This is a genomic window from Novacetimonas hansenii (genome assembly GCF_014843995.1).
Taxonomy (GTDB): domain Bacteria; phylum Pseudomonadota; class Alphaproteobacteria; order Acetobacterales; family Acetobacteraceae; genus Novacetimonas; species Novacetimonas hansenii.
The window spans coordinates 1,736,523-1,763,461 of sequence record NZ_CP062147.1; the positions used below are offsets into that span (position 1 = coordinate 1,736,523).

28 protein-coding genes are annotated in these 26,939 nt (G+C 59.6%); 12 read left to right on the top strand and 16 right to left on the bottom strand.

Annotated features, from left to right (window positions below; genetic code table 11):
• The first annotated feature begins 66 nt into the window (after window positions 1-66).
• From tpiA to kdsA, 4 genes are all read left to right on the top strand, one after another.
• The gene (gene tpiA, locus IFJ82_RS07685) at window positions 67-810 is read left to right on the top strand and encodes a triose-phosphate isomerase (protein ID WP_192266179.1); all 744 of its coding nucleotides are present in this window, start codon (window positions 67-69) and stop codon (window positions 808-810) included.
• A 39-nt stretch (window positions 811-849) separates the two neighbouring features.
• Window positions 850-1,155, top strand: a complete 306-nt coding sequence (secG, locus tag IFJ82_RS07690; RefSeq protein ID WP_075596143.1) for a preprotein translocase subunit SecG — start codon at window positions 850-852, stop codon at window positions 1,153-1,155.
• A 123-nt stretch (window positions 1,156-1,278) separates the two neighbouring features.
• Complete coding sequence (locus IFJ82_RS07695; protein ID WP_003620137.1) at window positions 1,279-2,910, top strand: CTP synthase; 1,632 nt, start codon at window positions 1,279-1,281, stop codon at window positions 2,908-2,910.
• The gene (gene kdsA, locus IFJ82_RS07700) at window positions 2,907-3,755 is read left to right on the top strand and encodes a 3-deoxy-8-phosphooctulonate synthase (RefSeq protein ID WP_371861391.1); all 849 of its coding nucleotides are present in this window, start codon (window positions 2,907-2,909) and stop codon (window positions 3,753-3,755) included. Before IFJ82_RS07695 ends, kdsA begins: the two co-directional genes overlap by 4 nt.
• Before the next feature lie 149 nt (window positions 3,756-3,904).
• Here the strand turns inward: kdsA and IFJ82_RS07705 are convergent, their stop codons facing one another.
• Window positions 3,905-4,393: a DUF3429 domain-containing protein gene (locus IFJ82_RS07705; protein ID WP_192266180.1), complete on the bottom strand. Its 489-nt coding sequence runs from the start codon at window positions 4,391-4,393 to the stop codon at window positions 3,905-3,907.
• Between the two features lie 316 nt (window positions 4,394-4,709).
• Between IFJ82_RS07705 and eno the strand changes: the two genes are divergently transcribed.
• The gene (gene eno, locus IFJ82_RS07710; protein WP_003620132.1) at window positions 4,710-5,990 is read left to right on the top strand and encodes a phosphopyruvate hydratase; all 1,281 of its coding nucleotides are present in this window, start codon (window positions 4,710-4,712) and stop codon (window positions 5,988-5,990) included.
• Window positions 5,991-6,067: 77 nt separating this feature from the next.
• Window positions 6,068-6,397 carry an FtsB family cell division protein gene (locus IFJ82_RS07715; protein WP_003620130.1) on the top strand — a complete coding sequence of 110 codons (330 nt, stop codon included), beginning with the start codon at window positions 6,068-6,070 and terminating at the stop codon, window positions 6,395-6,397.
• A 92-nt stretch (window positions 6,398-6,489) separates the two neighbouring features.
• Here IFJ82_RS07715 and rpmG read toward each other — a convergent pair whose 3' ends face one another.
• Window positions 6,490-6,657, bottom strand: coding sequence for a 50S ribosomal protein L33 (gene rpmG / locus IFJ82_RS07720; protein ID WP_003620129.1), 168 nt, complete (start codon window positions 6,655-6,657; stop codon window positions 6,490-6,492).
• A gap of 160 nt (window positions 6,658-6,817) precedes the next feature.
• Here rpmG and IFJ82_RS07725 point away from each other — a divergent pair, with 160 nt between their 5' ends.
• Both IFJ82_RS07725 and lexA read left to right on the top strand, forming a co-directional pair.
• Window positions 6,818-8,020, top strand: coding sequence for a molybdopterin molybdotransferase MoeA (locus IFJ82_RS07725; RefSeq protein WP_192266182.1), 1,203 nt, complete (start codon window positions 6,818-6,820; stop codon window positions 8,018-8,020).
• A 103-nt stretch (window positions 8,021-8,123) separates the two neighbouring features.
• Window positions 8,124-8,831 carry a transcriptional repressor LexA gene (gene lexA / locus IFJ82_RS07730; RefSeq protein ID WP_192266184.1) on the top strand — a complete coding sequence of 236 codons (708 nt, stop codon included), beginning with the start codon at window positions 8,124-8,126 and terminating at the stop codon, window positions 8,829-8,831.
• Here the strand turns inward: lexA and bioD are convergent.
• From bioD to IFJ82_RS07745, 3 genes are read right to left on the bottom strand one after another with little or no spacing between them, the layout of a single operon-like run.
• On the bottom strand, window positions 8,828-10,243 hold the full coding sequence (gene bioD, locus IFJ82_RS07735; RefSeq protein ID WP_192266186.1) for a dethiobiotin synthase: 1,416 nt from the start codon (window positions 10,241-10,243) through the stop codon (window positions 8,828-8,830). The genes lexA and bioD overlap by 4 nt on opposite strands.
• A complete protein-coding gene (locus IFJ82_RS07740) occupies window positions 10,240-10,893 on the bottom strand; it encodes an alpha/beta fold hydrolase (protein ID WP_192266187.1) in 654 nt (217 codons plus the stop codon). Before IFJ82_RS07740 ends, bioD begins: the two co-directional genes overlap by 4 nt.
• A complete protein-coding gene (locus IFJ82_RS07745; RefSeq protein ID WP_192266189.1) occupies window positions 10,880-12,124 on the bottom strand; it encodes an aminotransferase class I/II-fold pyridoxal phosphate-dependent enzyme in 1,245 nt (414 codons plus the stop codon). The genes IFJ82_RS07740 and IFJ82_RS07745 overlap by 14 nt, the downstream gene beginning before the upstream one ends.
• A 71-nt stretch (window positions 12,125-12,195) precedes the next feature.
• On the opposite strand from IFJ82_RS07745, the gene IFJ82_RS07750 reads away from it, so the two are divergent.
• Window positions 12,196-13,467, top strand: a complete 1,272-nt coding sequence (locus tag IFJ82_RS07750; protein ID WP_075631724.1) for an adenosylmethionine--8-amino-7-oxononanoate transaminase — start codon at window positions 12,196-12,198, stop codon at window positions 13,465-13,467.
• 184 nt (window positions 13,468-13,651) lie between these two features.
• Window positions 13,652-13,924: a helix-turn-helix domain-containing protein gene (locus tag IFJ82_RS07755; protein WP_003620110.1), complete on the top strand. Its 273-nt coding sequence runs from the start codon at window positions 13,652-13,654 to the stop codon at window positions 13,922-13,924.
• A 53-nt stretch (window positions 13,925-13,977) separates the two neighbouring features.
• Here IFJ82_RS07755 and IFJ82_RS07760 read toward each other — a convergent pair whose 3' ends face one another.
• Together IFJ82_RS07760 and prmC are read right to left on the bottom strand one after the other, a co-directional pair.
• Entirely contained in the window at window positions 13,978-14,496 is a 519-nt protein-coding gene (locus IFJ82_RS07760; protein WP_192266191.1) for a DUF4167 domain-containing protein, read from the bottom strand.
• 282 nt (window positions 14,497-14,778) lie between these two features.
• Window positions 14,779-15,654 (bottom strand): peptide chain release factor N(5)-glutamine methyltransferase, encoded by an 876-nt coding sequence (gene prmC, locus IFJ82_RS07765; protein WP_192266193.1) that lies wholly within the window; start codon window positions 15,652-15,654, stop codon window positions 14,779-14,781.
• 30 nt (window positions 15,655-15,684) lie between these two features.
• On the opposite strand from prmC, the gene IFJ82_RS07770 reads away from it, so the two are divergent.
• Window positions 15,685-16,143 (top strand): hypothetical protein, encoded by a 459-nt coding sequence (locus IFJ82_RS07770; RefSeq protein WP_192266195.1) that lies wholly within the window; start codon window positions 15,685-15,687, stop codon window positions 16,141-16,143.
• Between the two features lie 149 nt (window positions 16,144-16,292).
• On the opposite strand, the gene prfA is transcribed toward IFJ82_RS07770, so the two are convergent.
• The 6 genes from prfA to IFJ82_RS07800 all read right to left on the bottom strand — a co-directional run bounded on the left by prfA (window position 16,293) and on the right by IFJ82_RS07800 (window position 23,549).
• Window positions 16,293-17,354 carry a peptide chain release factor 1 gene (gene prfA / locus IFJ82_RS07775; RefSeq protein ID WP_062808883.1) on the bottom strand — a complete coding sequence of 354 codons (1,062 nt, stop codon included), beginning with the start codon at window positions 17,352-17,354 and terminating at the stop codon, window positions 16,293-16,295.
• Between the two features lie 2 nt (window positions 17,355-17,356).
• Window positions 17,357-18,610 carry a histidine--tRNA ligase gene (gene hisS / locus IFJ82_RS07780; protein ID WP_192266197.1) on the bottom strand — a complete coding sequence of 418 codons (1,254 nt, stop codon included), beginning with the start codon at window positions 18,608-18,610 and terminating at the stop codon, window positions 17,357-17,359.
• Between the two features lie 120 nt (window positions 18,611-18,730).
• On the bottom strand, window positions 18,731-19,891 hold the full coding sequence (ispG, locus tag IFJ82_RS07785) for a flavodoxin-dependent (E)-4-hydroxy-3-methylbut-2-enyl-diphosphate synthase (protein ID WP_062808881.1): 1,161 nt from the start codon (window positions 19,889-19,891) through the stop codon (window positions 18,731-18,733).
• Window positions 19,892-20,027: 136 nt separating this feature from the next.
• Window positions 20,028-21,221 (bottom strand): helix-turn-helix domain-containing protein, encoded by a 1,194-nt coding sequence (locus IFJ82_RS07790; RefSeq protein ID WP_192266199.1) that lies wholly within the window; start codon window positions 21,219-21,221, stop codon window positions 20,028-20,030.
• A complete protein-coding gene (locus IFJ82_RS07795; RefSeq protein WP_192266207.1) occupies window positions 21,218-22,294 on the bottom strand; it encodes an NAD(P)H-dependent flavin oxidoreductase in 1,077 nt (358 codons plus the stop codon). The genes IFJ82_RS07790 and IFJ82_RS07795 overlap by 4 nt, the downstream gene beginning before the upstream one ends.
• 1 nt (window position 22,295) lies before the next feature.
• Window positions 22,296-23,549, bottom strand: a complete 1,254-nt coding sequence (locus IFJ82_RS07800) for an aspartate kinase (RefSeq protein WP_040511963.1) — start codon at window positions 23,547-23,549, stop codon at window positions 22,296-22,298.
• 158 nt (window positions 23,550-23,707) lie between these two features.
• Here IFJ82_RS07800 and ubiG point away from each other — a divergent pair, with 158 nt between their 5' ends.
• Entirely contained in the window at window positions 23,708-24,457 is a 750-nt protein-coding gene (gene ubiG, locus IFJ82_RS07805) for a bifunctional 2-polyprenyl-6-hydroxyphenol methylase/3-demethylubiquinol 3-O-methyltransferase UbiG (protein WP_192266222.1), read from the top strand.
• 123 nt (window positions 24,458-24,580) lie between these two features.
• Here the strand turns inward: ubiG and IFJ82_RS07810 are convergent, their stop codons facing one another.
• From IFJ82_RS07810 to IFJ82_RS07820, 3 genes are all read right to left on the bottom strand, one after another.
• Complete coding sequence (locus IFJ82_RS07810; protein WP_062808878.1) at window positions 24,581-25,813, bottom strand: lactonase family protein; 1,233 nt, start codon at window positions 25,811-25,813, stop codon at window positions 24,581-24,583.
• 47 nt (window positions 25,814-25,860) lie between these two features.
• Entirely contained in the window at window positions 25,861-26,397 is a 537-nt protein-coding gene (locus IFJ82_RS07815) for a DUF2147 domain-containing protein (RefSeq protein WP_371861392.1), read from the bottom strand.
• A gap of 66 nt (window positions 26,398-26,463) precedes the next feature.
• Complete coding sequence (locus tag IFJ82_RS07820; protein ID WP_003620083.1) at window positions 26,464-26,922, bottom strand: DUF1178 family protein; 459 nt, start codon at window positions 26,920-26,922, stop codon at window positions 26,464-26,466.
• Window positions 26,923-26,939: the final 17 nt, after the last annotated feature.

Consider the following 26,939-nt stretch of genomic DNA (forward strand, 5'->3'; position numbering starts at 1 on the left):
CATCAGGCACGGGCAGGCCGGCGGTATTTTACAGTTTCAGTGTGCGCAGTAACCGGAAAAGCAGAAATGAAGCAGATAATCGTCGGCAACTGGAAAATGCACGGCATGACCGCGGATGCGGCCAAGGCGGCCGATGACATTGGCGCGGCCATGGCCGCGGATGTTTCCGGCGCGCAGGTGGTCATCTGTCCGCCCTTCACGCAACTCGCGCTCTTGGGGCCGAAACTGCGTGAACACGGGATCGCCCTTGGCGCACAGGACTGCCATCAGGATCCCTGTGGCGCGCATACTGGCGACATTGCGGCCAGCATGCTGCGTGACCTTGGCGTCCAATACGTAATCCTTGGTCATTCGGAGCGTCGGCGCGACCATCACGAACTGGATGAGACCGTGCGTGAAAAAGCGGTTGCCGCCGCTGCCGCGGGCCTGATCCCCATCATATGTGTGGGCGAAAGCGCCGACCAGCGTTCCAATGGGGATTCGCAGGAAACCGTCGGATGGCAGATACAGGGATCCCTGCCGCAGGGTTTCACCGGCATCGTCGCCTATGAACCGGTCTGGGCGATCGGTTCGGGCACGGCGGCGTCACAGCAGGACATCGCCGACATGACCCAGTTCATCCGCGAGGAACTGGTCCGGCAGTTCGGGGACGCTGGTAAAACCATAAAAATCCTTTATGGTGGGTCGGTCAATGGACGTAACGCCGCCGATATCCTGCCCATCGCCGATGTTGGCGGTGCGCTTGTCGGCAATGCCAGCCTGGCGGCGGAGACGTTCATGCCGATCGTCCGTGCGGCGGTCGATATCTGATATTATCGCCCCCGCCGCAGGGGATAGCTGGGAACAAGTATGATCACGGTCCTTCTTTTGTTGCATCTGTTTGTCACGGTGGCACTGATCGGGACGATCCTGATCCAGCGCAGCGAAGGGGGCGGTCTTGGGATCGGCAGTTCCCAGGGAATGGGCTCCTTCATGTCGGGCCGTGGCACGGCCACACTCCTGACGCGTTCGACTGCCGTTTTGGGCACCATTTTCATGGTGCTGTCGCTGACGCTTGCGATCATGAACCGTGGCGCGTCCTCTGGTGTGGGCCATGACATCCTGGCGCAGCCTGCCGCCCCGTCAGCGCCGGCCACGACGACGCCCACCAAATGACGTATGCAAACAGCCCGGTTCCCCACCCATGGGGCACCGGGCTGGATATTTTTTCGCCCAATCCGTGATTGCACCCGTCATGGGCCTTTCACGCCGGGCGCAAGCAGTGTAGGAAGGCCATCCATGACGCGGTTTGTATTCATCACCGGCGGCGTGGTGTCCTCCCTTGGCAAAGGCATCGCTTCGGCAGCCCTTGCCGCCCTCCTCCAGGCCCGTGGCTATCGGGTCCGGTTGCGCAAGCTCGATCCCTATCTGAATGTCGATCCCGGGACCATGAGTCCCTATCAGCACGGCGAGGTCTTTGTGACCGATGACGGTGCGGAAACGGATCTCGACCTCGGGCATTACGAGCGTTTTACAGGCGTACCCGCGACCAAGGCAGACAATGCCACGACGGGCCAGATCTATTCAGATGTGATCGCACGTGAACGGCGTGGCGAATATCTTGGTGCGACCGTGCAGGTCATCCCCCATATCACCAACGCGATCAAGGAAATGATCGTGGCGGGAACAGAGGACGTGGACTTCGTCCTGGTTGAGATCGGCGGCACGGTTGGCGATATCGAGAGCCTGCCCTTCCTCGAATCCATCCGTCAGTTGCGTAATGACCTTGCGCCCGAACAGACGATGTTCATTCACCTGACGTTGTTGCCATGGATTGCGGCAGCGGGTGAACTCAAGACCAAGCCCACACAGCATTCGGTCAAGGAACTCCAGAATGTCGGCATCCAGCCGCAGATGCTGGTCTGTCGTTCCGATCGGGAGATTCCCACCAACGAGCGGCGCAAGATCGCCAGCTTCTGTAACGTCCGTCCCGAGGCGGTCATTGCCGCGCGGGATGTCGATACGATCTATGCCTGCCCCATTTCCTATCATGCCGAAGGTATGGATACGGAGGTGCTGCGCCATTTCGGGCTGCCTGCGGACCACGAACCCGACCTGTCGCGGTGGGAGCGTATCGTCGATGCGATCCGCCACCCTGAGCGGGAGGTGACGATCACGGTCGTGGGTAAGTACACGGCCCTCCTTGACAGTTACAAGTCCCTGATCGAGGCGTTGCACCATGGTGGCATCGCCCATCGTGCGAAGGTGCGCCTGAACTGGGTCGAGGCCGAGGATTTTGAAAAGTCTGATACGAACCTTCAGGCGCTGGCACGTTCCGATGCCATCCTTGTCCCCGGTGGCTTTGGGGAACGGGGTTCGGAAGGCAAGATCCGCGCGGTGCAGTTTGCCCGTGAAAACAACATCCCCTTCCTTGGTATCTGTTTCGGCATGCAGATGGCGGTGATCGAATGCGCACGTAATCTTGCGGGCCTTCCCAAAGCATCTTCCACCGAATTCGGTCCGACGGAAGAGCCCCTTGTGGGCCTGATGACGGAATGGGCGCGTGGCAATGAACTGCTGCGTCGACGCGAAGGCGGCGAACTGGGTGGCACGATGCGGCTTGGTTCCTATCCTGCACGTCTGGCCGAAGGATCGCGGGTTGCGGATATTTATGGACGGACGGACATCCGTGAACGCCACCGGCATCGTTACGAGGTGAATGTCCATTACCGCGAGCAACTGGAAAAAACGGGTCTGCGTTTTTCCGGGATGTCGCCCGATGGAATCCTGCCCGAAATCGTGGAATATCCCGACCATCCGTGGTTTGTCGCGGTGCAGTACCATCCCGAACTTCTGTCCAAGCCGTTTGATCCGCACCCGCTGTTTTCGGGGCTGGTGGGTGCGGCATTGAAGCGGACTTCACGCCAATGAACGTGCAGATGGAGAATGCGCAGGTGGAAATCCGGGTCGGGGATCTGGTGATTGGCAATGACCGGCCATTCACCCTGATTGCTGGCCCCTGCCAGATCGAATCGGAATCCCATGCTGTGGAGACCGCTGATTTTCTACAGGCCGTGACGCGGCGGCTGGGAATCGGGCTGATCTATAAAAGTTCTTTCGATAAGGCGAATCGTACCAGCCTGACGAGCGCACGTGGAATTGGCGCGAATCGTGGGTTGGAAATTCTTGCCCGTGTACGCGAACGTTTCAGCATTCCCGTGCTGACCGATGTTCACCTGCCGGAGCAGTGTGCGCCCGCCGCCGAAGCCGTCGATGTGCTGCAGATTCCCGCCTTTCTGTGTCGCCAGACTGACCTTCTGCTTGCCGCAGGGGAAACGGGGGCGGCCATCAATGTGAAGAAAGGGCAATTCCTGGCCCCGTGGGATATGGCCAATGTGGCGGCCAAGATCGCCTCGACCGGTAACGAGCGTATCATGTTGTGCGAACGGGGAACCTCGTTTGGTTACAACACGCTGGTCAATGACATGCGTGGCCTGCCGATTATGGCACGGACCGGGTTTCCGGTTGTTTATGACGCGACACATTCAGTGCAGCAGCCCGGCGGGTTGGGCAGTTCGTCAGGGGGGCAGCGTGAATTCGCCCCGGTTTTGAGCCGTGCGGCCCTTGCGATCGGTGTGGCCGCCGTTTTCATCGAAACGCACGAAGACCCGGATAAAGCCCCCAGTGATGGTCCCAACATGATTGCGCTGTCACAGATGGAAGGCCTGCTGGCCAATCTGCAGCGTTATGACCGGCTGACAAAGGGCATCGTCTGAGGGCTGGTTGAAAATACAGAAGGTTTTGGATGCTGCTTCTTATGCAGGGGCTTGTTTCCAAAAGGCTTTTCAGACAATGCCCTCGTTATGTCCTGGTCATTATGTCTCTGTCACGGCTTATGGGCCTGCCTGTCACAGGCAGGCTATCCTCAGGCAGTGTATTTCCATGACAGCGCCATGACCGTTACGGCAAGCAGGCAGACCTCCACCACCGTGACGACAATCCATTGCAGCGTCATGTAACCGCGTGGCATCGCCCCCTTGCGCCATGCCACGCGTTCAATCACCAGCATGCCACCAAATCCCGCCATCAGCATCAGCAGCGCCGCCAGTTCATGGAACATCGCCGCGCATAGCGCCAGCCAGCCGATGCCTGCCGGCACACTGCCCAGTAACAGGCGGTAGGTATTGGTTTTTCCTGCTTCCTGACCCGGCGTGATGATTGCGGGTGTTTCGAGTGCCAGTCCCCAGTGAACCGCCCCCATAAAGGACAGCATCACCGCCCCATATCCCACCGTAACCTCCAGCATGCGTGGTGTTACGGTGGGGGAAAGAAAGATGATCGCGCAGGTACATCCTATGATCGGGATCAGGCTGGCGATGCCCATGATGATGGCCAGAAGAGGAAGGCGTTTCACGGTGTGGGACACTCCTTATTTATTTTGAACTTTGAGTCATCTGTTTAATGTATTGATATATTTATATAAAATAATCAGATCACGGTTATTTTGAAAAAACATGGCGCGCCTGGGGCGCATTTTGCACACACTTCATCAGGAATGTTCATGGTGATCTGGACCATGGTCTTCATACAGGCAGTATCAAACAGCTTCTTATCGCACTCAGGCACGTGACACGTCATATGTTTCTGGTATCGTCGCGCGTACCGGGTATCGGAAGCGCATCCGGTTTTCGATACCTCAATAAACTCTGGAAAAAGAGGAAACGGATATCATGAGCGCCATCATCGACATCATTGCCCGCGAAATTCTCGACAGTCGCGGTAATCCGACCGTGGAAGTGGATGTGGAACTTGCATCCGGCGCCAAGGGGCGTGCGGCCGTTCCCTCTGGTGCGTCCACAGGCGCGCATGAGGCCGTGGAACTGCGTGATGGCGATAAGTCGCGCTATGGCGGCAAGGGCGTGCTGAAGGCTGTCGGCAACGTCGAAAACGATATCCTCAGCGCCCTGCAGGGGGCGGAATCCAGCGATCAGGTCGCTATTGACGAAGCGATGATCGACCTCGACGGCACGCCAAACAAATCCCGGCTGGGCGCGAATGCCATCCTTGGTGTTTCCCTTGCCGTGGCAAAGGCCACAGCCGAAGAATTGCAGGTCCCGTTTTACCGCTATGTCGGTGGGGTTTATGCGCGCACATTGCCGGTGCCGATGATGAACATCATCAATGGCGGGCAGCATGCGGACAATCCCATCGATATCCAGGAATTCATGATCCAGCCGGTGGGGGCCCCCACTGTAACCGACGCGATCCGCATGGGATCGGAAATTTTCGCTCAGCTTAAAAAGAGCCTGTCTGGTGCAGGTTACAACACCAATGTGGGTGATGAGGGTGGGTTCGCCCCCGCCCTGAAATCCGCGGACGAGGCGCTCGGCTTCATCAGTCGTGCGGTGGAGGCGGCTGGCTATCGTCCCGGTGATGACGTGACGTTCGCGCTCGATTGCGCGGCGACGGAATTCTATCATGACGGGCGTTATGAGCTGAAGGGCGAAGGTAAGTCGCTGGATGCGGGCGGGATGATTGCGTATCTTGCGGACCTTGCCGCGCGCTATCCCATCGTGTCGATCGAAGACGGGCTGGCTGAGGATGACTGGGAAGGTTGGGCCGAACTGACGGCAAATCTGGGCGGGAAGCTGCAATTGGTGGGGGATGACCTGTTCGTCACGAATCCGGATCGCCTGCGCCGTGGTATCAAGGCCGGTGTCGCCAATTCCCTGCTGGTCAAGGTCAACCAGATCGGCACGCTGAGCGAAACGCTGGAGGCGGTGCAGATGGCGCAGCATGCAGGCTATACCGCCGTTATGAGCCATCGTTCGGGTGAGACGGAGGATTCCACCATAGCCGATCTCGCAGTGGCGACGAATTGTGGGCAGATCAAGACGGGCTCCCTCTCCCGCTCTGACCGGACGGCGAAATATAACCAGTTGATCCGAATCGAAAATGAATTGGCGACGGCTGCGCGATATGCGGGCCGCACGATTCTCAAGGCGGGCTGAAGTCGCGTGCGTGTTGGTGGTATCCGGTTTCACGGATGCCACCGGACAGGGGTAAAAGGACGGATACCGGACAGCAGATGCAGATTGGCAAGATTATCAGACGGGTCGTGGGAAGCGCCCTGCCCCCTGCCCTTTTTATCGGGCTGACCGCCTATTTTGGGTGGAACGTGATGGGCGGCGAACATGGCCTGCATAGTTATGCCGCACAGCTTCGCCTGCTTGACGAGGCCAATAGCGCGCAGAAAGATGCCTATGCCGAGCAGCAGGTCTGGCTACGCCGGGTTCGTGGGCTCAAGGAAAATACCCTTGATCGTGACCTGATGGATGAACGGGCGCGATCCATGCAGAACCTTGCCCGGCAGGATGAAATCGTCGTCCCCTATGGGCCGCATGACCGGCTTTACTGATCCTGCGTTTCGCGTCTTATGGGCGTGGATATGAAAAAACCCCGGTCCAACTGAATGGATCGGGGTTTTTCATATCGCATCAAGTTGCAGGATTACTTGATTTTCGCTTCACGGAACGCGACGTGCTTGCGGGCGACGGGGTCATACTTGCGCATTTCCATCTTGCCGGTCTGGGCGCGTGCGTTCTTTTTCGTGACGTAGAAGTAGCCAGTATCCGCCGTGGAAACGAGCTTGATCTGAATGGTGTTGGTCTTTGCCATGATATCCTCAGCACTGCTCCGCCGCTGCTGGAACACTCGGGTGCAGCAGTGGTTCAAGTTTGGCGGAAAATGCGCATACAAAAGGCTCAGGTCAAGCTTTTAGTCTTGATATTCGCCTTCAAAATCCTCTTAACCGGCAAAAAAAGGAGTTTGGCCTGCCATGTTGAGCGTTTCAGAGGCCCGTGAACGTATCCTGCAGGGGCTTCAGGCCACCGCGCCGGAGGTTGTTTCCCTCTCCTGCGGTGGTGGCCGCGTGACTGCGCTGCCCCTATTGGCGCGTCTTGATAATCCCCCTGCCGATATCTCCGCCATGGATGGGTATGCGGTGCGTGCGGCCGACCTGTCGGCGGCGGGTGTCCGGTTGCGCCTGATTGGCGAAAGCCCGGCGGGACATCCCTTTGGCGGTACCGTGGGGGCGGGGGAATGCGTTCGGATCTATACCGGCAGTATCGTGCCGAATGGGGCGGATGCGATCGTGCTGCAGGAAAATGCCTCGCAGCATGATGATATCGTGACCACGGCGCAGGTTGCGGATGTCGGGCTGTATGTGCGCAGGCGGGGGCAGGATTTTGGACGGGGGCGCGAAATCATCCCTGCGGGCCGGTGTCTGGATGCCCGCACCATCGGCCTTGCCGCTGCGGCCAACCATCCATGGGTCAGCGTACATCGTCGCCCACGGGTGGCCATTGTCGCGACGGGGGATGAACTGGTCCTGCCGGGTGAACCGATGGGACCGGGCATGATCGCCAATTCCAATACACTCATGCTGGAGGCCCTGATCCGTGCCGCCGGGGGGGAGCCGGTCATGATGCCGGTCGCCCGTGACCGGATGGAAGACCTTGTCGCGCTGGCACGCATGGTGGAGGGCATGGACATGCTTGTCACGGTCGGCGGGGCCAGCGTGGGGCGCTATGACCTTGTGCAGGAGGCCCTGAAGCGTATCGGCGTGGAGATGGATTTCTGGAAGATCGCCATGCGTCCCGGCAAGCCGCTGATGCATGGCCGTCTGGGTGCGATGCCGGTGATCGGGCTACCGGGTAATCCTGTGGCCGCCTTTGTATGTGGAACATTGTTCGTCGCCCCGGCGTTGCGGCGTCTGATGGGACGGCACGAGGTCGGGCCGGAAATCGCGATGGCGGTCCTTGGTGCGGATGTGGGGGCGAATGACCATCGGGAAAGTTACCAGCGCGCCCGGTTGCACCATGACCAGGAAGGGCGGCTGCGTGCCGTGCCATTCGAACAGCAGGATTCCGCAATGTTGCAGGTGCTGTGTGACAGTCAGGCGCTGGTGATACGTGATGCCAAGGCCCCGCCTGCCAGCAAGGGAGAGGCCTGTCAGATCATCCGTCTTGATATTTGCTGACAGAATATTCCTGGATAGGGGGAGTTGACCTGAGAGTAGGAACTAACATAGAACGAAGAATAAGTTTTCTGGTTTTGTTCCTTTCCGGCGGGAGATATCCTTCATGCTGACGCGTAAACAACATGAACTCCTGCTTTATATCGACAGGCACCTGAAGCAGACCGGTTTTTCGCCGTCTTTTGACGAGATGAAAGACGCACTCGGCCTGAGGTCGAAATCCGGTATCCACCGCCTGATTTCCGCACTGGAAGAGCGTGGGTTCGTGCGGCGCAAACATCATCGCGCCCGCGCGTTGGAGGTGGTCCAGATCCCGCAGATCGAGGCGGCCGAACCGGCCAGCGCGCGTGGTGTCGACATGTTTTCCCCCACCGTCATCAAGGGAGACTTTACCCCTGCCCTTCCGGCCGTGCAGGTTGCGGATACGGCCAACGCGGTTCAGGTGCCATTCCTGGGGCGTATTGCCGCAGGCCACGCGATTGAGGCGATCAGCGATGCATCGCGCCTGATCGACGTGCCGGCGGGCCTGATCGGGGTGGGGACCTATTACGCGTTGGAAGTCTGTGGCGATTCGATGATCGAAGCGGGAATACTTGACGGTGATACCGTGATCGTGCGGCAGGACCGACAGGCGGAAAACGGGGAAATTGTTGTCGCCCTGATCGAGGGACAGGAGGTGACGCTCAAGCGGCTGCGTCGCAAGGGCAGCACGATCGCCCTGGAACCAGCAAATGCGCGTTACGAGACGCGCATCATGCCAGCCGACAAGGTTGCCATACAGGGCAGCATTGCGGGGCTGATCCGGCGTTATTAAGGATCGGTTTTACCGGGGCGCAGTGTCTCCCATCGTGGCACGCGATGGGCAAGCTGCGCGACGGCCTCGGCATTTACATCTGCCAGCAGCGGGAAATCTGCAAGGATGCGGACTTTGCCATGCCGTTCGATGGCACTGCGGGCATAGGGATTGTCCGGTCCGTTCAGGATGATGCCAAGTACGGGAATATTGCGCTGATGCAGCATGGCAAGGCTGAGCAGGGTGTGATTGATCGTACCCAGGCTGCTGCGTGCCACAAGCACTACTGGCAGGCCAAGGCGCTCCATCAGGTCAAGCATCAGGAAGTCCGTACTGATCGGCACCATGACACCCCCTGCCCCTTCCACGATCATAGGGCGGCTGTCGGGATTATGGGGCAGGATAATCCGGTCAGGATCTATTACCTTCCCTTCGCAGGCGGCGGCATCCTCAGGGGAAAGCGGGGCCGCGTAAATTCCGGCGGGCTGATGCAGCCGTGCGGATGAGAGTTGCGCCAATGTCGCCACGCTCAGGGTATCGGCGGGTTCATCGGCAATGCCGCTTTGCAACGGTTTCCAGTAGGATGCATCCCATGCCCGCGCCAGAACGGCGCAGGTGAGTGTCTTTCCCACACCTGTATCTGTGCCCGTAACAAACACGCCGCAATTCTGGGTGCGCCGGAATGTTCCATATGCAATATTGTAATTTACGCTGAAGGTGGCATCCCTGTCGGCCTGCTTCAGGACACGGCGCAGGCCACCTGGCAGCACTTGTGCGGTGGTGGGAACATCCGCCCCGATGGCACGCAGTTCACGTAAGAAGCTAAGCGCCGACTGTGGAACCTCTATGATTGTTTCATGAGTCCATGATCCCTTTCCTGTCCGTGGCCATTCCTGTTCAAGCATCGCAAGGTCAGGATAAACCGGCATCGGACATGGCAGGCCCAGTGTGGCGTAATATCCCCGCCATTGTGTAAAGCTGTCGCGACACAGGGTTGAGAACGCCATCACGCCTCCTGGCGACAGCAGGGCGGCCAGCCGTCGCAGGGTCTCGTGTCGTGCGCTGAACCACTGCATCGCCATGCTGGAACAGATGAGATCGAACGGTCCCGTCAGGTCAGGCTGTTCGGCATCCATGACATGGCAGGACAAAGCCGGATCATCAAGAAACTTGGCCTGCGTCTGATGCAACATGCCTGGTGCGATATCCGTGGCCACGATCTGTGCCGCAGGAAACAGCCGACGCAGATGTTGTGTCAGGAACCCGGTTCCGCACCCTATTTCAAGGATACGTTGTGGTCCCGGTGTGGGGCAGGTCTGCGCGATCCGTTGTGCCAGTTGGCGTGCGGCAATGCGCTGGATACGTGCCACGGCGTCATAACCGGAGGCAGCGCCAAAGCTGCGGGCGATAAGCTGCTTATGCAAGGAGGTCACGGCGTCATACGTTTCATCATGTGGTCGATGGCCTGCAGGCAGGCATCAGGATGCGTCAGGGGCAGCAGGTGTCCGCCATCGTGCCATTCAATGGTGGTTGCAGGCGCAAAGGAACCCTGCGTCAGGGGCGGCGGTGCAATGGGATCACCTGTGCCAGCGATACAGGATACGGGACAATGGGCCATGCGCATATCCTGCCGTGCATCAAGCGTCAGTAGCTGGTGCAGTCCATCATGCAGGCGTTGGGGATGCGACGGCCCGGGCAATGGCAGATCGGTTCCGGCTTTCTGCCGGAAATCACGTACCGTGTCATCCGGGGCGGTTGCAAGCTTTCGCGCCATTCGGGTCAGCAGGCGTGGCGGAACACCATAGGGAAAATCATCGGACGCGGTAAAACGGGCAAAACCGTTGATCAGTACCATCCCGCGGCAATATTGCGGCATTGTAGAGAGAAGCCATAACGCCCCAAGCGAATGGCCGATCGCGATGAATGGCCTTTGTGGCGTTTCAGTCTGCGCGACGGAAGAAAAATAACCGAAATCAAGCATCTGGCATGTATGGTTCGGGCGTGCCGCCCGGATCTGGTCCCAGATTTCCGGTCCGAAGGCCCATCCATGCACAAAGACCAGAGGCAGGTCAGTCGCGGGCATGTCGCGTCTCCTGTGCGGCGGTCCTGATGGCTGCGATCAATGTTGCAATCATCGCATCATCATGGGCGGCGCTCAGGGCAAGTCGGATACGGCTGCCGTTCGGCGGGACCGAGGGGGGGCGGATGGGAATGCCCAGAATCCCTTCACGCGCCAGAATGGCGGCAAAATCCATGGTACGGGGTGTATCCCCGATTTCGATGGGAATGATCTGGGTGTTCGATGCACCGGTGGACAGGCCGCATTCATGGATCGCCTGCCGGACGGTCCGGGCATTCTCCTGCAGGCGCCGTCGCTGTGTCTCCATCAACGGCACGAGTTCCAGCGCCGCGTCAATCGCCCCAAGGTTCGCAGGGGGCAGCGCGGTGGTATAGACAAAGCCGGAGCAGCAGTTGGACAGCCATTCGCACAGTGCGCGTGATCCCGCGACATAGGCCCCGAAACTGCCCATAGCCTTGCTGAAGGTGCCCATCACCAGATCGACCCCATGTGCATGGGCCGCTTGTGAACCCGCCTCTTGTGAAGCAGCATCATGCGTCAGGCCCGACAGCCCCCGCCCCTGTGGCCCAAGCACGCCCGTCGCGTGGGCTTCGTCCAGGTATAAGAAAGCATCATACGCGTCGGCCAGCGCACGCAACGCCAGTATGTCAACACGGTCCCCATCCATGCTGAAGACGCTTTCGGTGACGATGAAGCGCATGCCCGGCCGGTCACGGTGGGTTTCCAGAAGTGTCGAGAGATGATCAAGGTCGTTATGACGAAAACGGATCTGGCGGATGCATGCGGCCTGGCAGCCATGATGCAGGCTGGCGTGGTTCAGGCGGTCGGTAAAAACCAGCGGTGCCTCGCCCATCCGGGCTGTGGCAAGGCGGCATAAGGCCGGTAGGACGGATGCATTCGCCTGCCAGCCGGATGCGAACAGCAGGGCCGCCTGTGTCTGCTTGAAATCCGCCAGCCGCGCTTCGACCTGCCGATGGGCGGGGGTTGTGCCGCTGACCAGGCGCGATGCACCGCTGCCGCTGCCCCATCTATGCCCCCACTCGCAGGCGCGCTCGATGAGGAGTGGATGATGCGCAAGGCCAAGATAGTCGTTGGAGGAAAAGTCCAGCAACATCTGTCCGTCGCGCATGATCGTCACGGCGTCGCGGTGGGTAATGGTCGCCGGCGTCCTGCGTATGCCGTCCTGTTCCAACGTATTCAGCGCCGTCTGGAAAAAAATATCAAAACGCGTCATGAAACGTCCTCTCCTGCCGATGGCTGCTGCATCGGCCAATCATGCCTGTCCCAATATCACGGAGAACCCGCATGCGTGGACCCCAATGGCTGGATGACGGCATGCCGCACATCTGGCTGCCCTATACACAGATGAAGACGGTCCTGCCTCCCCTTCCTGCGGTCAGCACGTCAGGCTGTGATATTCATCTGGCGGATGGACGTATCCTGACCGATGGCATCGCATCATGGTGGACGGCCTGTCATGGGTATAACCATCCCCACATCCGCGCGGCTGTCAGTGCGCAACTGTCACGTATGCCCCATGTCATGTTCGGTGGTCTGGTGCATGAACCTGCGCTGATGCTTGCGGCACGGCTGGCGGAAATGTTGCCAGGGGATCTGGAGCGGGTATTTTTTACCGATTCAGGTTCCGTCGCGGTAGAGGTCGCCATCAAGATTGCGATCCAGTACTGGATCAATCGTGGCGTTGCGCGTCGCAATCGGCTGGTGGCGTTCAAGGGAGGGTATCATGGTGATACACTGGCCACCATGGCAGTCTGCGATCCCGAAGAGGGGATGCATGCGCTGTTCAGCGGTGTCCTGCCACAGCATTATATCGTGGATCTGCCCCATGACGATGCCACGTTCGCAGCACTTGAGACACTCTTGTCCGAATCGGGCGATGAGATTGCTGCGATTCTGGTGGAACCCCTCGTGCAGGGAGCCGGCGGGATGCTGTTCCATGGGCCGGAGGTGCTGCGACGGCTGCGTCTTTTGGCGGACAGGTACAATATCCTGTTAGTGTTCGACGAAATTTTTACCGGATTTGGCCGTACCGGTACCATGTTCGCCTGCGAACAGGCCGATGTCGTGCCAGATATCATAACCTTGTCAAAGGCCCTGACGGCAGGAACCATGCCGCTGGCGGCAACAGTGACGCGTGCCCATGTGTTCGAAGCCTTCCTGTCGGATAATCCGTTACATGCGCTGATGCATGGTCCGACATTCATGGCCAATCCCCTTGCCTGTGCCTGCGCGAATGCGTCACTTGACCTGTTCAGGACGGAACCCCGCCTGCAACAGGTCGCGCGCATCAGTGAACAGATGACGCACGAATTGGAGGCGTGTCGCGGCCTGCCAAATGTGCGCGATGTGCGTGTCCTTGGCGGTGTGGGAGTTGTGGAACTGGCGACGATCGCGGATATGAACCGGCTGAAAGCCGCCCTGATCGCGTTGGGGGTATGGGTGCGCCCATTCCGCACCATCATTTACCTGACACCGGCCTTTGTCATGCGTCCCGACGAACTGTCACGTCTGACCTCGGCCATCGTGCGCGTCATACGTGATGGCGCGGCAGGCTAGAAACGGTGGGGATCATATTTTTATAAAAAGGCGACAGCCTGTGATGCTCCTGAGATAAAGAATCGCAGGGACTTTTTTTGATGTGCCGTATGTTGCCTGCGCGGCGGGTATCCCTGCGGACATGGGCAGCATACCTGCCTGATCTGCACTAGGTCAGGCCTGCCGTATCTGGTATGAGTGTGCCATGACGTTTTTTCAACATCGTTCCTGGCGTGTGACGAACCATGACAGCAAGCGACAGATCGTGCTGAAAATCCTGTCTGATGGAAAAGCCCGGTCGGTCAAGGAAATAGGTGATATGTTTCCCGAAATGGGCACATATCATGCGCGTCTTGCGCTTCAGGCGCTGCGCAATCAGGGATTGGTCAGCGTTGATGACGACCCGACATCAGGACGGCGGCGCAAGGTATGGAAACTTGTCACCCCGGGCCATCCTGATGGCGAGGCACCGCAATAATATCTTGCCCCATGTGAGCGCACTGCCGTCACATGGGGCAAGCAATGCATTATTCAGGAATTGGTGGAAGCAAGTTCTTCGGTGTTCGTGGCCGAAGCCGTAGTGCTGCTGCGGGTACGGGTGCGGCTTTTTTCGACGGACTTTGGTTCTGGCTTGATCGTTTCCGCGACGGATTCGTTATTTTCTTCCTCGTCGCTCTCACTATCGGCTTCTGTCGTATTCTGTATCGGTGTGTGGGGCTGGCGCTGCTGCCGGGTGGCCTGACGCTCCTGACGTTCCTGCTGGCTCTGTTGTGCGGCCTGCGTCATGGCATTGAGAATACGGAAATAATGTTCCGCATGCTGGAAATAGGCTTCTGCCATCACACGGTCGCCCGCGCCGCTGGCATCGCGACCAAGCTGAAGATATTTTTCAAAAAGCTGCTGTGCTGTACCCCGCACGCGAAGATCAGGCCCGTTACTGTCAAAGACATGGTTACGGTTCAGGGGAATCTGTCCGTTATTATGGCGCGTCCCCCCGCCGTTGCTGCCGCCAGAACGATGGTGACGGCCTCGCATGCGTTTTATGTTCATAAGCTGCGCAGCACTTTCATGTTAACGGTCACCCGCAGGGCATCTGACCGTAGGGACGTCTTTATGCCCCTGCCTGTTATAAATAATGAATGCCCGACATCATTGCCGAACCCCGATCCCATGGTCCACGTCCGGGGACAACAGGACAGACCACGATCTGCCACCTGATTATATACAATCGGGATCGTTCGCTTTCCAGGCAACCGTGAAACGCCGTACGTTTCCGGTTCCGTTATGCCCTGTTAATATAACCTGCAAATCATTGGTCGCCAAATTATTTTTTCACGGCTCCCCTGCCCGCCGCACTATCAGCGCCCGCCCGACACCGCCCAGGTCAGGACGTATCGCCACGACGTCCATACCTGCATCACGGGCAAGTGCTGGGACGCTGTGATCCTGTCCGATCCCCAGTTCCACGATCCCAAGGCCGCGCGGTTTTAAAAGTCGTGGCAAGGACTGCATCAGGATACGGTAACAGACCAGCCCGTCATCCCCCCCATCAAGTGCGCGGTGGGGTTCATGATCGCGGACATCAGGCATCAGGCCCGACAGGTCCGCATGCGGGATATAGGGTGGGTTGCTGAATACCACGTCAAAGCGCCCTGTAATGGCCTGTGCCCAATTCCCGCAAATGATGTTGCATCGATCCGACAGGCCCACATGCCGGGCATTGCTCAGGGCCAGACGTGCCGCATCGGGCGAAAGATCCACCCCAAGTCCCCACGCCTGCGGATATTCCTGCAATGCTGCCAGCAACAGGCAACCCGTTCCCGTCCCAAGATCCAGGATTGTGCTGATGTCCGTCCGATCGGGACGCAGTTCCAGAAGGGCCTCGACCAATGTTTCCGTATCGGCGCGCGGGATTAACGTGGCCGGGGAAACGTCCAGCGTCATGGACCAGAACCCGGCCCTGCCTGTCAGGTAGGAAAGTGGTTCATGCAGGCTCCGCCGTTCCAGCAGCGTATGAAAATGTGCCAGCGCCCCTTTTTCGATCCAGTCACGCAGCAGCAGGCCACCAAGGTCGGTCCCTAATGCATGCGCCAGCAAAAGCCGTGCTTCACGTCGTGGCGTTTCCACTCCTGCCGCTGACAGGCGCTGGGTGGCCTGTTGCAGCACCGTGCGTAAATCATGGGTGTGCGGTGGATCATCCTCTTTCATTGGAGCGTGTTTCCATCATACCCTGTCATCATGAAACCCGTTGTTCATCTTCGTCTTGGTCTTGCTCTGGCGATGTTGGGCCTTGTCGCCACAGCATCGCCGGTACTGGCGGGTACGTTCGATGTTACAGATGGTTGTGCCTCGGACGAGATTTCCGAGGTGTCGCGCCTGTATATCGACGAACGTCTGGTCGCAACATTTCAGCTTGATCCGCGCCATCCTGAACGCACTGTCAATGTCGAAACGCCAGTCGGCCGCGTCAATCACAGCTATGCCCTGTGCGGAGAAATAACGATCCGCCTGCCCTCCGGCAAAGCCGAAACACACGAAGTCAGCGGCGAAGGCGTTCTGCATGCCCCCAACGGCCATCATCTTGTTGCATTGGGGGCAAAGAATTTTACGGAATTCTATCTTGATGACCCGGATGATCCCACGGTGGTGGAACATTATCCCGGCCGCAGTTCCCTGTGTACTGCCCCCACCTCGTGATTGTCGTGCGTAGCACCTGTCTGAAAATAATCCTTTGATAAATATCAGAAAAAAGTTCAGACGGCGTCTTGCAAGGCCTCCTGGGAAAAGCCTCGCCAACAGCTTTTTTGTTTTGGCCTGTTATCAGGCGGGGTTGCACAAGCCGCCTCTCAATCCTCGTCCATCGCAAGAAGTGCTGCCTGTTCTTCCTGCGTCAGGGCGTCGACGAACTCATCAAACTCCCCTCCCATGACTTTATCGATCTTATAGAGCGTCAGGCCAATGCGGTGATCGGTAACGCGCCCTTGCGGGAAGTTGTAGGTGCGGATGCGTTCAGACCTGTCCCCTGTCCCCACCTGCGAGCGGCGGTCTGCTGCCCGGGTTTCATGGGCGGCGGCGCGATTGCGTTCGTACAGGCGTGCGCGCAGGATTTTCATCGCCTTTGCACGATTTTTATGCTGACTCTTCTCTTCCTGCATCGCCACAACAATACCGCTGGGCATGTGCGTGATGCGCACGGCACTTTCCGTCTTGTTGACATGCTGCCCCCCTGCGCCTGAGGCACGGTAGACATCGATGCGCAGGTCGTTGTCGTTGATCTCCACGTCCACTTCCTCAGCTTCGGGAAGGACAGCGACAGTCACTGTGGATGTATGGATGCGGCCCTGGCTTTCGGTGGCGGGCACGCGCTGGACGCGATGCACGCCTGATTCGTATTTCAGGCGCGCAAAGACACCACGGCCGGTAATGCTGGCAATCCCTTCGCGCAGGCCGCCAAGTTCGGACTCATCGTATTCAAGAATTTCGAACCGCCAGCCACGCTGATCCGCATATCGCTGATACGCCCCGAACATCTGCCCTGCAAAGAGGGCAGCTTCATCCCCACCCGCTGCGGGGCGGATTTCCAGAATGGCGCTGCGATCATCCGCTTCGTCACGCGGCAGCATGGCAATGCGGATATCGTGTTCCAGTTCGGGAATGCGCCTGCGCAGTTCTGCAAGCTCACTTTCCGCAAGACTTCGCATTTCTGGATCATCAAGCAGGGCCTGGGTGTCCTGCACCGCCTGTTCGGTGGCGCGCAGGGCATTGACCTTGGCGACAATGGGATCCAGTTCGGCGAATTCCCGCGAGGCCTGACTGAATGCCGCCCCGGACAGCCCCTCTGCCAATAGCGCCTGCAATTCCTCGCCACGCGCTACGATCCGGTCAAGTCGTTCGTCAAACCGCGCCACCCTTATGCGCCCCGCGACAGGCCATGCAGGAAGCCTGTCACCTGATCCATTGCAACTTCGGCCTGCTGCCCCTTGTCAAGGTCGCGGACCTGAACAACGCCCCGTGCGACCTCATCCTCGCCAATGACGATGGCATGGGTCGCGTTCAGGCGGTTTGCACGTTCCATGCGTCGCTTGAGGTTGCCACGATAAGATGTTTCCGCGCGGATATGCGCGCCCCGTAATGCCTGTAGCACTGTGATGCCGGTTGCTGCGGCACCTTCGCCCATCGGGACGACAACGACGGGACGCGGGGCGGCAGGCGCTTCGTCGAGCAGCATCGAAAGGCGTTCGATCCCGCCTGCCCACCCAATCGCGGGTGTCTGTGGTCCACCCATTTCGGAGACCAGCCCGTCATATCGCCCACCCGCAAGCACGGTACCTTGCGTACCCAGCCGTTCCGTCACGAATTCGAATGCCGTATGGCTGTAATAATCAAGCCCGCGTACGATGCGGGGGTTTTCACGGAATGGAACCCCAAGGATATCCAGCGTCTTGCGCAGGTCATCCCAGAATGCCTGGGCCTGCGGGTTGAGATATCCCGAAATCAGCGGGGCATCTTCCACCACGACCTTGTCCTGTGGCGATTTGCTGTCAAGGATGCGTAGCGGGTTGCGTTCAAGCCGGTTCAGGCTTTCGCTGGAAAGTTCATCGCGCCGTTCGGAAAAATAGGTAATCAGGGCCGCGCGCCATGCATTCCGGCTTTCGATATCGCCAAGGGTGTTGAGTTCCAGAACGGTATCGCGCGCAATGCCCAAGGCCTGCAAAATATCGCGTCCCATCGCGATCACTTCGGCATCGGCCAGCGGTTCTGCCGGGCCGAGAAGTTCCGCGCCAATCTGGTGGAACTGCCGGTAACGTCCCTTTTGCGGCCGTTCGTAGCGGAACATCGGTCCCGCATAAAAAACTTTCTGTGGCAGGGATTGCGTCAGCCCGTTTGTCACCAGCGCCCGGCATACGCTTGCCGTTCCTTCGGGGCGTAATGTCAGTGATTCACCCCCCCGATCCTCAAAGGTGTACATTTCCTTTGAAACGACGTCGGACGTATCGCCCAATGTGCGCTTGAAAACGCGCGTATCCTCGAAAATCGGGGTCGCCCATTCGTCAAAACCGTAAAGTCCGGTGATGCGACGGGCCGTTTCGATGACATGGGCGAAACGGCGCTGCGTTTCCCCGATCAGGTCATGGGTGCCGCGGACGGGCTGTAAACTGCTCACTGCGAAATTCCTGCTTGAACGACATCATGCCCGTTCCGTCACCACATGCGAAGGGACAGGCCAGCCGGAAGGGGCGCGGAACTGACGCCCGCGGGCCGTTCCCTCCCCTCCCGGCCTGTGTCAGCCCGCGGGCGTCAGTTCCGACGCGCGGGTCTTGTCTTCGGCTGCCTTGCGGGCGTCTTCTTCGGCCTGCATGGCCTTGGCCCTTGCCTCCACCAGCTCGACGATATGTTCGACCATGTCGCCGGCGGGCATCGTATGGTCCTGCCGTCCGGCGGAATAGACCATGTGTCGTCCCGCGCCGCCGCCCGTGACACCCAGGTCGGTCATCAGTGCCTCGCCCGGGCCATTCACCACACAGCCGATGATGGACAGCGTCAGTGGTGTCTTGATATGCGCCAGCCGGTCTTCAAGCGTCTGGACGGTCTGGATCACATTGAATCCCTGACGTGCGCATGACGGGCAGGAAATGATTTTCACGCCACGATGACGCAGGCCAAGGGATTTAAGGATATCCCATCCGACCAGCACCTCTTCTTCCGGCTCGGCCGACAGTGAAACGCGCATCGTATCACCCACGCCCGCCCACAGCAGGTTACCCAGGCCGATGGACGACTTCACGGTGCCCGCGCGTTTGCTGCCTGCCTCGGTAATGCCGATATGCAGCGGATGGTCACAGACATCGGCCAGTTGCTGATAGGCTGCGACGGCAAGGAAGACGTCCGAGGCCTTCACACTGATCTTGAATTCATGGAAGTCATGATCTTCAAGGATCTTGGCATGTTCCAACGCGCTTTCGACCAGCGCGTCGGGGTTTGGCTCCCCGTATTTTTCCAGCAGGTGCTTTTCCAGCGACCCGGCGTTCACGCCGATGCGGATGGAGCAGTTATAGTCCTTAGCCGCATTGACCACGTCGCGCACGCGCGCGGCATTGCCGATATTGCCCGGATTGATGCGCAGGCACGCCGCGCCAGCCTTGGCGGCCTCGATCGCGCGCTTGTAGTGGAAGTGGATGTCCGCGACGATGGGGACATTCACTTCGCGTACGATTTCAGCCAGTGCGGCCGTGCTTTCTTCGTCAGGGCATGAGACGCGCACGATATCCACCCCGGCAAGTTCCGCGCGGCGGATCTGTGCGATCGTGGCTTCCGCGTCGGTGGTCAGGGTGTTGGTCATGGTCTGCACCGAAATCGGTGCATCCCCGCCCACCGGAACCTTGCCCACGTGGATCTGCCGCGATTTGCGGCGTTCGATATGCTGATAAGGACGATAGCTGCTCATTGTCTGCCCTCCATACGAGGCGGGGAGTTCATGCCGCCCAGTCATGCTATGGCATGACGGGGTGCGATGAAGTCCTGTTTTCAGATCCTGTGACGGATACGCATGCTGTCTTCACAACGTGTCGTTGCCGACCATATTACTCCGCTTTGTCGGTTTGTGGGAGTGGGGGAAGCGTATTATTCCCTCCATCCGAGGGTCCGACTGGCGGCAAAGGTGGCATTGGGGCGGATATCGTGCCCGTCGGACGCGCCGCGGGCGGCGGCATTGGCGCACGTGATGTTGTCGGGGGGGCCTGTGTGATGGTGCCACTGCTGATGGCCTGCGCACTCAATATGATATTGCGCCGGACCTCTCCGTTCCGTCCCAACGGCGGTGATACCACGCCATTCGCGCTGAGTGTAAGGCCACCGGCATTGCCCACGGTCAGGACAAGATCGTGCTTGTCCACAGGCACCTGCCATGTCTCCCCGCTGCCCAGTGTATGGTCATAGATGACCCCACCACCCTGCTGGCGCACCTGCACCCATGTCGGGGCGGAGGCGTTCAGGGTGATCTGGTCCGTCGCCGCTGTCGCCGCGGGGCCTGCCGGATCCGTACCAGCGGGATGTTCGGCGTCAGGATGGGGGTTGGCAAGGGCGTTCTTGTCCTCTCCCATCTTTTCCACCGGGCCGGAAGGCGCTTTGGCAGGGCTGGTGTCTTCGGGCGGTCCGGATGGGGCCAGCGCCGTGATACTGTTCTGTTCCTGTTGTGGCAGGGGCTGTGGCGGGTTGGGCGGCAGTTCCCCCGGTGCGGGCAGGACGGATGCGATTTGTGGCGATGCCGTGCCTGGTGTGGAAATGCCCGGCAGGTCGGTATGCGTGGTGACGACGGGATGTTCCGACGCCCCGGTCATGCGGTACCACCCTATATAAGCACCCACCAGGATAACGATCCCACCCAGCAGGATCACGCCAAGCGGCAGGCTTTTTTCCGGCAGCGGAACAGGAAATGAAAGGTCGGGTTTGCGATCGAACGACCCGCGTGTTTCCATCTTGAAACGCTGGATCAACGGTTCTGGCGCAAGGCCGAGTGCCTTGGAATAGGTGCGCAGGAAGCCGATGGCATAGGCACTGCCGGGAAGCGCCTGTGCACGGCCTTCCTCAAGCGCCTCCAGATATGGCAGGCGGATACGCAGCCATGATGCGACGTCCGGCAGGCTCCAGCCCAACTGTTCCCGGCGCGCGCGCAGTTCCTGACCAACACTATGGGGAAGGTCCCCGCCTGTGGGTGGGATGGCGGCGTCGCCGGTGTTCGTATTTTTCTGGCGGAACATGCGTGTGCCCTCGCTCATTCGCGGCGCATCCTGTCTTCCTGCCGGATCAGGGCATCAAGCGCCTGTTCCACCAGTTCGGCGATAATGTCGCGCACCGACTGTTCGCTGGTGATCATGCCGACGGACTGTCCCGCCATGACCGAACCGTTTTCGACATCCCCGTCGATCACGGCGCGACGCAGTGAACCGGCCCAGAAATGTTCAATATCCAGTTGGGCCTGTTCCTTCGTCAGTTCCCCCGACTGGAACCGTCGCAGCGTTTCTGCCTGATGGCTCAGGAAACGGCGGCTTCCTTCGTTCTGCAGGCCACGTACGGGGATGACGGGAAAGCGTTCGTCGAGTTGTACCGAAGTCACAGCATCGCGTGCGCTGGCGCGGATGAATGCCTTTTTGAAGCGTTCATGCGCGATGCTGTCGGTGGAGGCGGCAAAGCGCGTGCCAAGCTGCGCGCCTGCGGCCCCCTGCTCCAGATAGGAGACAATCGCATCGCCCCGGCCCAGGCCACCCGCCACGAAGACGGGAATGTCATGGACGAAGGGCAGGACCTCCTGCGCGAGTACCGTCAGCGATACGGGACCGATATGCCCGCCCGCTTCGGAGCCTTCGATCACCAGCGCATCCACCCCCATGCGCATCAGGCGCTTGGCCAGAACGAAAGCGGGGGCGAAGGCGATGACCTTTGCCCCGCCGTCCTTGATCGCGCGGATCACGGGACCGGACGGGATGCCCCCAGCCAGCACGACATGGCCGACACCCGCATCAAGGCAGACCTGCACAAGGTCATTGAGACGCGGGTGCATGGTAATCAGGTTGACGCCGAACGGACGGGTGGTGCGGGCCTGTGTGGCTGCGATTTCCTCTGCCAGACGGTCGGGTTCCATGGCCCCGCAGGCCAGCACGCCAAAGCCACCCGCATTGGAAATTGCGGAGACGAGGTGGCGTTCGCTGATCCACGACATTGCCCCGCCAAGGAGGGCGACCTCGCTGCCAAGGAAACTGGTGCCCGCCGACCAGAGCCGGTCAAGGCGTGCGCGCGCCGCAACCCGGCGGGGGGCCGTGGGAGTGGTGGAGGAAGGGCTGGTCTGGTTCATGTCAGGCTGCATCAAGTCCATAGGCGGCGTGCAGGGCGCGGACCGCAAGTTCGGTATATTCGGCGGCGATCAGGACCGATACCTTGATTTCACTGGTCGAGATGACCTGAACGTTGATGTTGCGTTCAGAGAGGGTGCGGAACATCGTGTTGGCGACGCCGGTATGTGAACGCATGCCCACGCCCACCACGCTGATTTTCACCACGTCGTCATCGGTGGCAAGTTCGCCGTAATGGATGACGTCGCGTGCGTCTTCCAGCGCCTTGATGGCTTGTGCGAAATCGGTCTTGCCCACGGTAAAGGTAATGTTGGTCATGCCGTCGTCGCCGGTGCTTTGCACGATCATGTCCACGTTTACATTCGCCGCAGTCAGGGGACCAAACACGGCGGCGGCGATTCCCGGCCGGTCAGGAACCCGGCGCACGGAAATTTTTGCCTCGTCACGGGAATAGGCAATCCCTGCCACCAGTTCCTTTTCCACGATTTCGTCCTCATCCACGACTATTGAACCGGGCAGATGCCCTTCCGAAGGTGCGGGGCCGTCCGTAAAGCTGGACAGGACCTGTACGCGCACCCGTTTTTTCATTGCAAGTTCGACGCTGCGGGTCTGCAGGACCTTGGCCCCGACGGACGCCAGTTCCAGCATCTCTTCATAGGTGATTTTATCGAGCTTGCGTGCTTTGGCAACGATCCTGGGGTCGGTTGTATAAATTCCGTCCACATCGGTATAGATATCGCACCGGTCGGCGTGCAGCGCCGCCGCCAGCGCCACGGCAGAGGTGTCGGACCCGCCCCGGCCCAGCGTGGTGATGCGGTTGTCGGCGGTCACGCCCTGAAAGCCTGCGATCACCGGAACCTGTCCCGCCTGCATTGAGGCGATCAGGGCCTGTCCGTCGATACCCTCGATACGGGCCTTGCCATGGGCGTCATCCGTACGCACGGGGATCTGCCACCCCAGCCATGAACGCGCATTGATCCCCAGCGCCTGAAGCGCGATCGCCAGCAGGCCGCTTGTTACCTGTTCGCCTGTGGCAACGACGGAATCATATTCTCGCGGGTCATGAAGGGTGGACAGGTCCTGGCAGTAACCGACAAGCCGGTTGGTAACGCCCGACATCGCAGAGACGACAACCGCGACCTCGCATCCGGCATCGACCTGTTTGCGGACCTTTTCGGCAACAGCGCGAATCCGCTCCAGATTGGCCACGGATGTGCCACCGAATTTCATAACGATCCGCGGTACGGTAGTGGACATTGGAACAAGCTCTCCGCTGTGGGTCAGGATTCGTGCTGTCCGGGCCATTATCACAGGTGGGTGGTCCGGGGCATTGCGGTTATGTACAAGGCGCGTCACATACATCCCCCCCGCCTCTGCGTCCAGCGCGAGACAGCCATATGAAAGGCGTTGCACCCATGCAGCTTCACGATTCGTCAGCCCAGGGGCCGGGTTCGGTCTCCCCTTCGGAAATCGCCCGTTTCAGTGAACTGGCCGAAAGATGGTGGGACCCGGCGGGACCGATGCGTCCGCTGCATGCGATGAATGACCTGCGGATATCGTGGTCACTGGCCCGCCTTCCCGCCCCCGCCGATGATCGCGGGACGCGGCGCACGCTGCTGGATATCGGCTGTGGCGCGGGCCTGGCAAGCGAGGCGTTCGCACGGGCGGGATTCGACGTTACAGGGCTTGATGCCTCCAGCGCAGCCATTACGGCGGGACGCCAGCACCTGCGTCACCATCCGTTACCCGCAGACAGCGGGCCCCTTGCCTATCGCTGTGGCAGCGCGGAAGAGTTATGTGCCGAAGGCGCGCAGTTCGATGCGATTTCAGCGCTGGAAGTGATCGAACATGTCACAGATCCCGCCGCGTTCCTGGGGATGCTTGCCACCATGTTGCGGCCGGGGGGTGTACTTGTCGTGTCCACCATGAACCGGACGCTGCGTTCGCTGGCAATGGCAAAGATTGGGGCCGAATATGTGCTGCGTCTGTTACCGGTCGGCACGCATGAATGGCGCAAATTCATAACACCTGCCGAACTGGGGCAGCAGGCCGTGCGGGCAGGGCTGCGAATCGCCGATATCGCCGGGATGGTGCCCGCGCTGGGGGGATGGCGTGAAAGCCGTGACCTCGGGGTCAATTATATTGCCTGCCTCGTGCGCGACTGATGGGAAAACGATCGGGGCCGGGACTGAATTCTTGGTGAAACTGTTTCCAGAAAGCTCCAGAAGATGCCGCTTATTCGAAAAAGCGGCATCCAGGAATGCCGGTCGCCTGTTTTAAAAAAATTCTCAGATCGTGTTCATAAAGGCAAAGGTGGTCGGGCTGCCAACGGGTGTGAAGTTCCATGTGAACTGCAATTCGCCCGTTGCACCATTGACGCGAAATGATGTGACGGAATCGCTGCGCTGGTTGGCGCAGAACAGGAACGATCCGCTGGGGTCGAACATCATCGAACGGCCATAGTCTGCATGCATCCAGATTTCATCGACCAGGTTGAGCGTGCCATCGTCATTGACATGGAAACTGGCCAATGAATCGCCAAGCCGGTTGGAAACGTACAGGTAACGCCCGCTAGGTGAAAGAAGGATGCCCGCGGCAAGGCTGCTGCCGCGGAAATGCGGGGTGACGGTGCTTACGGTCTGCTGTGGGACGATTTCGCCTGTCTCGGCATTAAAGGTGGCGGCCACTACCTTCGAATCCTGCTCGCCAAGGATATAGATCATGTTTCCCTTCGCGTTGAAGGCGAAGTGGCGTGGGGCGGACCCGGGGGTCATGTTGATGAACGGCGCCTTTGCGACCGGTACCAACCGTCCCGTGTGCAGGTCCAGCGTCCAGACATAGACCCGGTCCAGCCCTGCGTCACAGGCTAGGACAAAGCGCCCGCTGGGGTCGGATGCGACCATATGGACATGGGAGCCGGAATGGTCGCTGACGGCAAAATTCCCGGGCGGGTTGTCACTGGCGCGATCGGGCATGCGCGGGCCGGTGTTCTTGACCACATCGGTCGGGTCGCCAAGGCTGCCGTCGGGCCGAATGGGCAGGATGCCGACACTGCCGCCCATATAATTGGCAACCATCACATATTTGCCTGAATGATGGATGCTCAGATGGGCGGGAATGGCCCCTCCTGAACGCATGACGTTGATCTTGGTCAGTTCGCCACTTTTGCGATTGACGGAAAATGCCGTAACGCATCCTTCGTGATTGGCGTTGAAATCCTCGATTTCACTCAGGGCGTAAAGAAAGCGCGAATCCTGTGAAATGACGATGAAGGACGGGCTGGCGATATCGACATATGTCATCAACGCCGACAGGCTGCCATTGTCGGGATTCATCTCGAAGACTGAAATCCCCTCCCCGTTGCCACTGCCGCCCGGTGGCCCGTGCTGCGTATAGCCACCGATATAGCAGATGGTCCGTGAGCGCTGAGGCAGCTCTGCAAGTGACGGGCGCGATGCGACCGGCACCCCTGCCATCGCCAGCCCCGCAATAACGGCGCGCCGGGTAAGATTGGACTTCATCGAATTTCAGTTATCCCAATTTCAGATTTTCAAAAATGGTTGCATGCCTATGGCAGGCGGCATTCCGGCCCGATCTTGCCGGTGAAGGGGGTCCATGTTTCCGTTTCCCCAAACAGAGGAACCCCCACGAACCCCCGGAGTTTCAGCGCCCCCGAAGGCGCAATCCAGATCTTGGCGTGATAGACGTGGCCACTGTCGGGATCAAGGATATGGCCATTCCAGTGGCCGGCCTCCCCCTGATCGGGCGTAAAGCCCGTCAGCATCCGCAGGCCACATTCCGAATGTCCGTTATGGTCCTTGGGAACGTCCTTGGTATAGCTCAACCCGACAAGGTCGCCGCAGATTTCCGTGCCGCACTGCATGACGCGAAAGACGCCGTCATGATCCTTGGTTTCCCATTCCCCGATGATGGAGGGTGTCGCCGCCGGTGTGGCGTGTGCGGGCGAACGGGCACCACCCATGCCCACACCGGCAACAAGGGCCAGCAGCACCCGCGTGAGGATACCCGGCGTGCGATGAGGTCGGACCCGGCCCGTTTCCGGTCCCTGACCGATCCGTCCGGTCATTCCTGTCGTTCGGCGCATGGATACCCTCTCCTTGGTCGTGCGCTGCGTAACATGCGGTGGATACGAAGCGAGCGTAGTCTCAGTTCAGCTATCGGCGGGCCTGACCCAGGGGATGGTCAGCACCTCGACCCCTTCGTCATCCAGCATTTCGCGTTCATCTTCGGTGACGCTGCCGTATATTGCCGTGGCTTCCTTTTCACCACGATGCATTTTCAGGGCTTCTGCCGCAAACTGTTCCCCAGCATTCACGCAATGTCCTTCGATGACATCGCGCATTTTTTGCAACAGTGCCATCGCCGCATCGGGTAAAGCGACCGTATCGGGGGGCTGCGCCGGGGGCGCGTCAGGCGTGTCGGGCATGACGGGAGCGTCCCCGGAGCCACGGCGGATTGCGGGCGCCATCAGGGCGCGGGTGATGTCATGTCCTCCACAGTACGGACATGACAGCAATCCTTTTTCCGCCTGGCGTTCAAAGCTGGCGCTGTTGGGGAACCACCCCTCGAATTCATGCTCCCCTTCGCATCGCAGGCGGTAGAGAATCATGTGGCTGCCCCCTGTCC

Excerpts from the sequence above, each read along its gene's own strand:
- prmC (WP_192266193.1), bottom strand. The coding sequence starts at position 15,654 with ATGAAAGAGGATGATCCACCGCACACCCATGATTTACGCACGGTGCTG.
- rpmG (WP_003620129.1), bottom strand. The coding sequence starts at position 6,657 with ATGGCAAAGACCAACACCATTCAGATCAAGCTCGTTTCCACGGCGGAT.
- IFJ82_RS07790 (WP_192266199.1), bottom strand. The coding sequence starts at position 21,221 with ATGAGCGAGGGCACACGCATGTTCCGCCAGAAAAATACGAACACCGGC.
- IFJ82_RS07810 (WP_062808878.1), bottom strand. The coding sequence starts at position 25,813 with ATGAAGTCCAATCTTACCCGGCGCGCCGTTATTGCGGGGCTGGCGATG.
- IFJ82_RS07820 (WP_003620083.1), bottom strand. The coding sequence starts at position 26,922 with ATGATTCTCTACCGCCTGCGATGCGAAGGGGAGCATGAATTCGAGGGG.
- IFJ82_RS07715 (WP_003620130.1), top strand. The coding sequence starts at position 6,068 with ATGCAGATTGGCAAGATTATCAGACGGGTCGTGGGAAGCGCCCTGCCC.
- kdsA (WP_371861391.1), top strand. The coding sequence starts at position 2,907 with ATGAACGTGCAGATGGAGAATGCGCAGGTGGAAATCCGGGTCGGGGAT.
- IFJ82_RS07815 (WP_371861392.1), bottom strand. The coding sequence starts at position 26,397 with ATGCGCCGAACGACAGGAATGACCGGACGGATCGGTCAGGGACCGGAA.
- IFJ82_RS07760 (WP_192266191.1), bottom strand. The coding sequence starts at position 14,496 with ATGAACATAAAACGCATGCGAGGCCGTCACCATCGTTCTGGCGGCAGC.
- lexA (WP_192266184.1), top strand. The coding sequence starts at position 8,124 with ATGCTGACGCGTAAACAACATGAACTCCTGCTTTATATCGACAGGCAC.
- ubiG (WP_192266222.1), top strand. The coding sequence starts at position 23,708 with ATGCAGCTTCACGATTCGTCAGCCCAGGGGCCGGGTTCGGTCTCCCCT.
- IFJ82_RS07745 (WP_192266189.1), bottom strand. The coding sequence starts at position 12,124 with ATGACGCGTTTTGATATTTTTTTCCAGACGGCGCTGAATACGTTGGAA.
- secG (WP_075596143.1), top strand. The coding sequence starts at position 850 with ATGATCACGGTCCTTCTTTTGTTGCATCTGTTTGTCACGGTGGCACTG.
- IFJ82_RS07740 (WP_192266187.1), bottom strand. The coding sequence starts at position 10,893 with ATGCCCGCGACTGACCTGCCTCTGGTCTTTGTGCATGGATGGGCCTTC.
- tpiA (WP_192266179.1), top strand. The coding sequence starts at position 67 with ATGAAGCAGATAATCGTCGGCAACTGGAAAATGCACGGCATGACCGCG.
- IFJ82_RS07750 (WP_075631724.1), top strand. The coding sequence starts at position 12,196 with ATGCGTGGACCCCAATGGCTGGATGACGGCATGCCGCACATCTGGCTG.
- ispG (WP_062808881.1), bottom strand. The coding sequence starts at position 19,891 with ATGAGCAGCTATCGTCCTTATCAGCATATCGAACGCCGCAAATCGCGG.
- eno (WP_003620132.1), top strand. The coding sequence starts at position 4,710 with ATGAGCGCCATCATCGACATCATTGCCCGCGAAATTCTCGACAGTCGC.
- IFJ82_RS07795 (WP_192266207.1), bottom strand. The coding sequence starts at position 22,294 with ATGAACCAGACCAGCCCTTCCTCCACCACTCCCACGGCCCCCCGCCGG.
- IFJ82_RS07770 (WP_192266195.1), top strand. The coding sequence starts at position 15,685 with ATGAAACCCGTTGTTCATCTTCGTCTTGGTCTTGCTCTGGCGATGTTG.
- IFJ82_RS07800 (WP_040511963.1), bottom strand. The coding sequence starts at position 23,549 with ATGTCCACTACCGTACCGCGGATCGTTATGAAATTCGGTGGCACATCC.
- IFJ82_RS07695 (WP_003620137.1), top strand. The coding sequence starts at position 1,279 with ATGACGCGGTTTGTATTCATCACCGGCGGCGTGGTGTCCTCCCTTGGC.
- IFJ82_RS07725 (WP_192266182.1), top strand. The coding sequence starts at position 6,818 with ATGTTGAGCGTTTCAGAGGCCCGTGAACGTATCCTGCAGGGGCTTCAG.
- IFJ82_RS07755 (WP_003620110.1), top strand. The coding sequence starts at position 13,652 with ATGACGTTTTTTCAACATCGTTCCTGGCGTGTGACGAACCATGACAGC.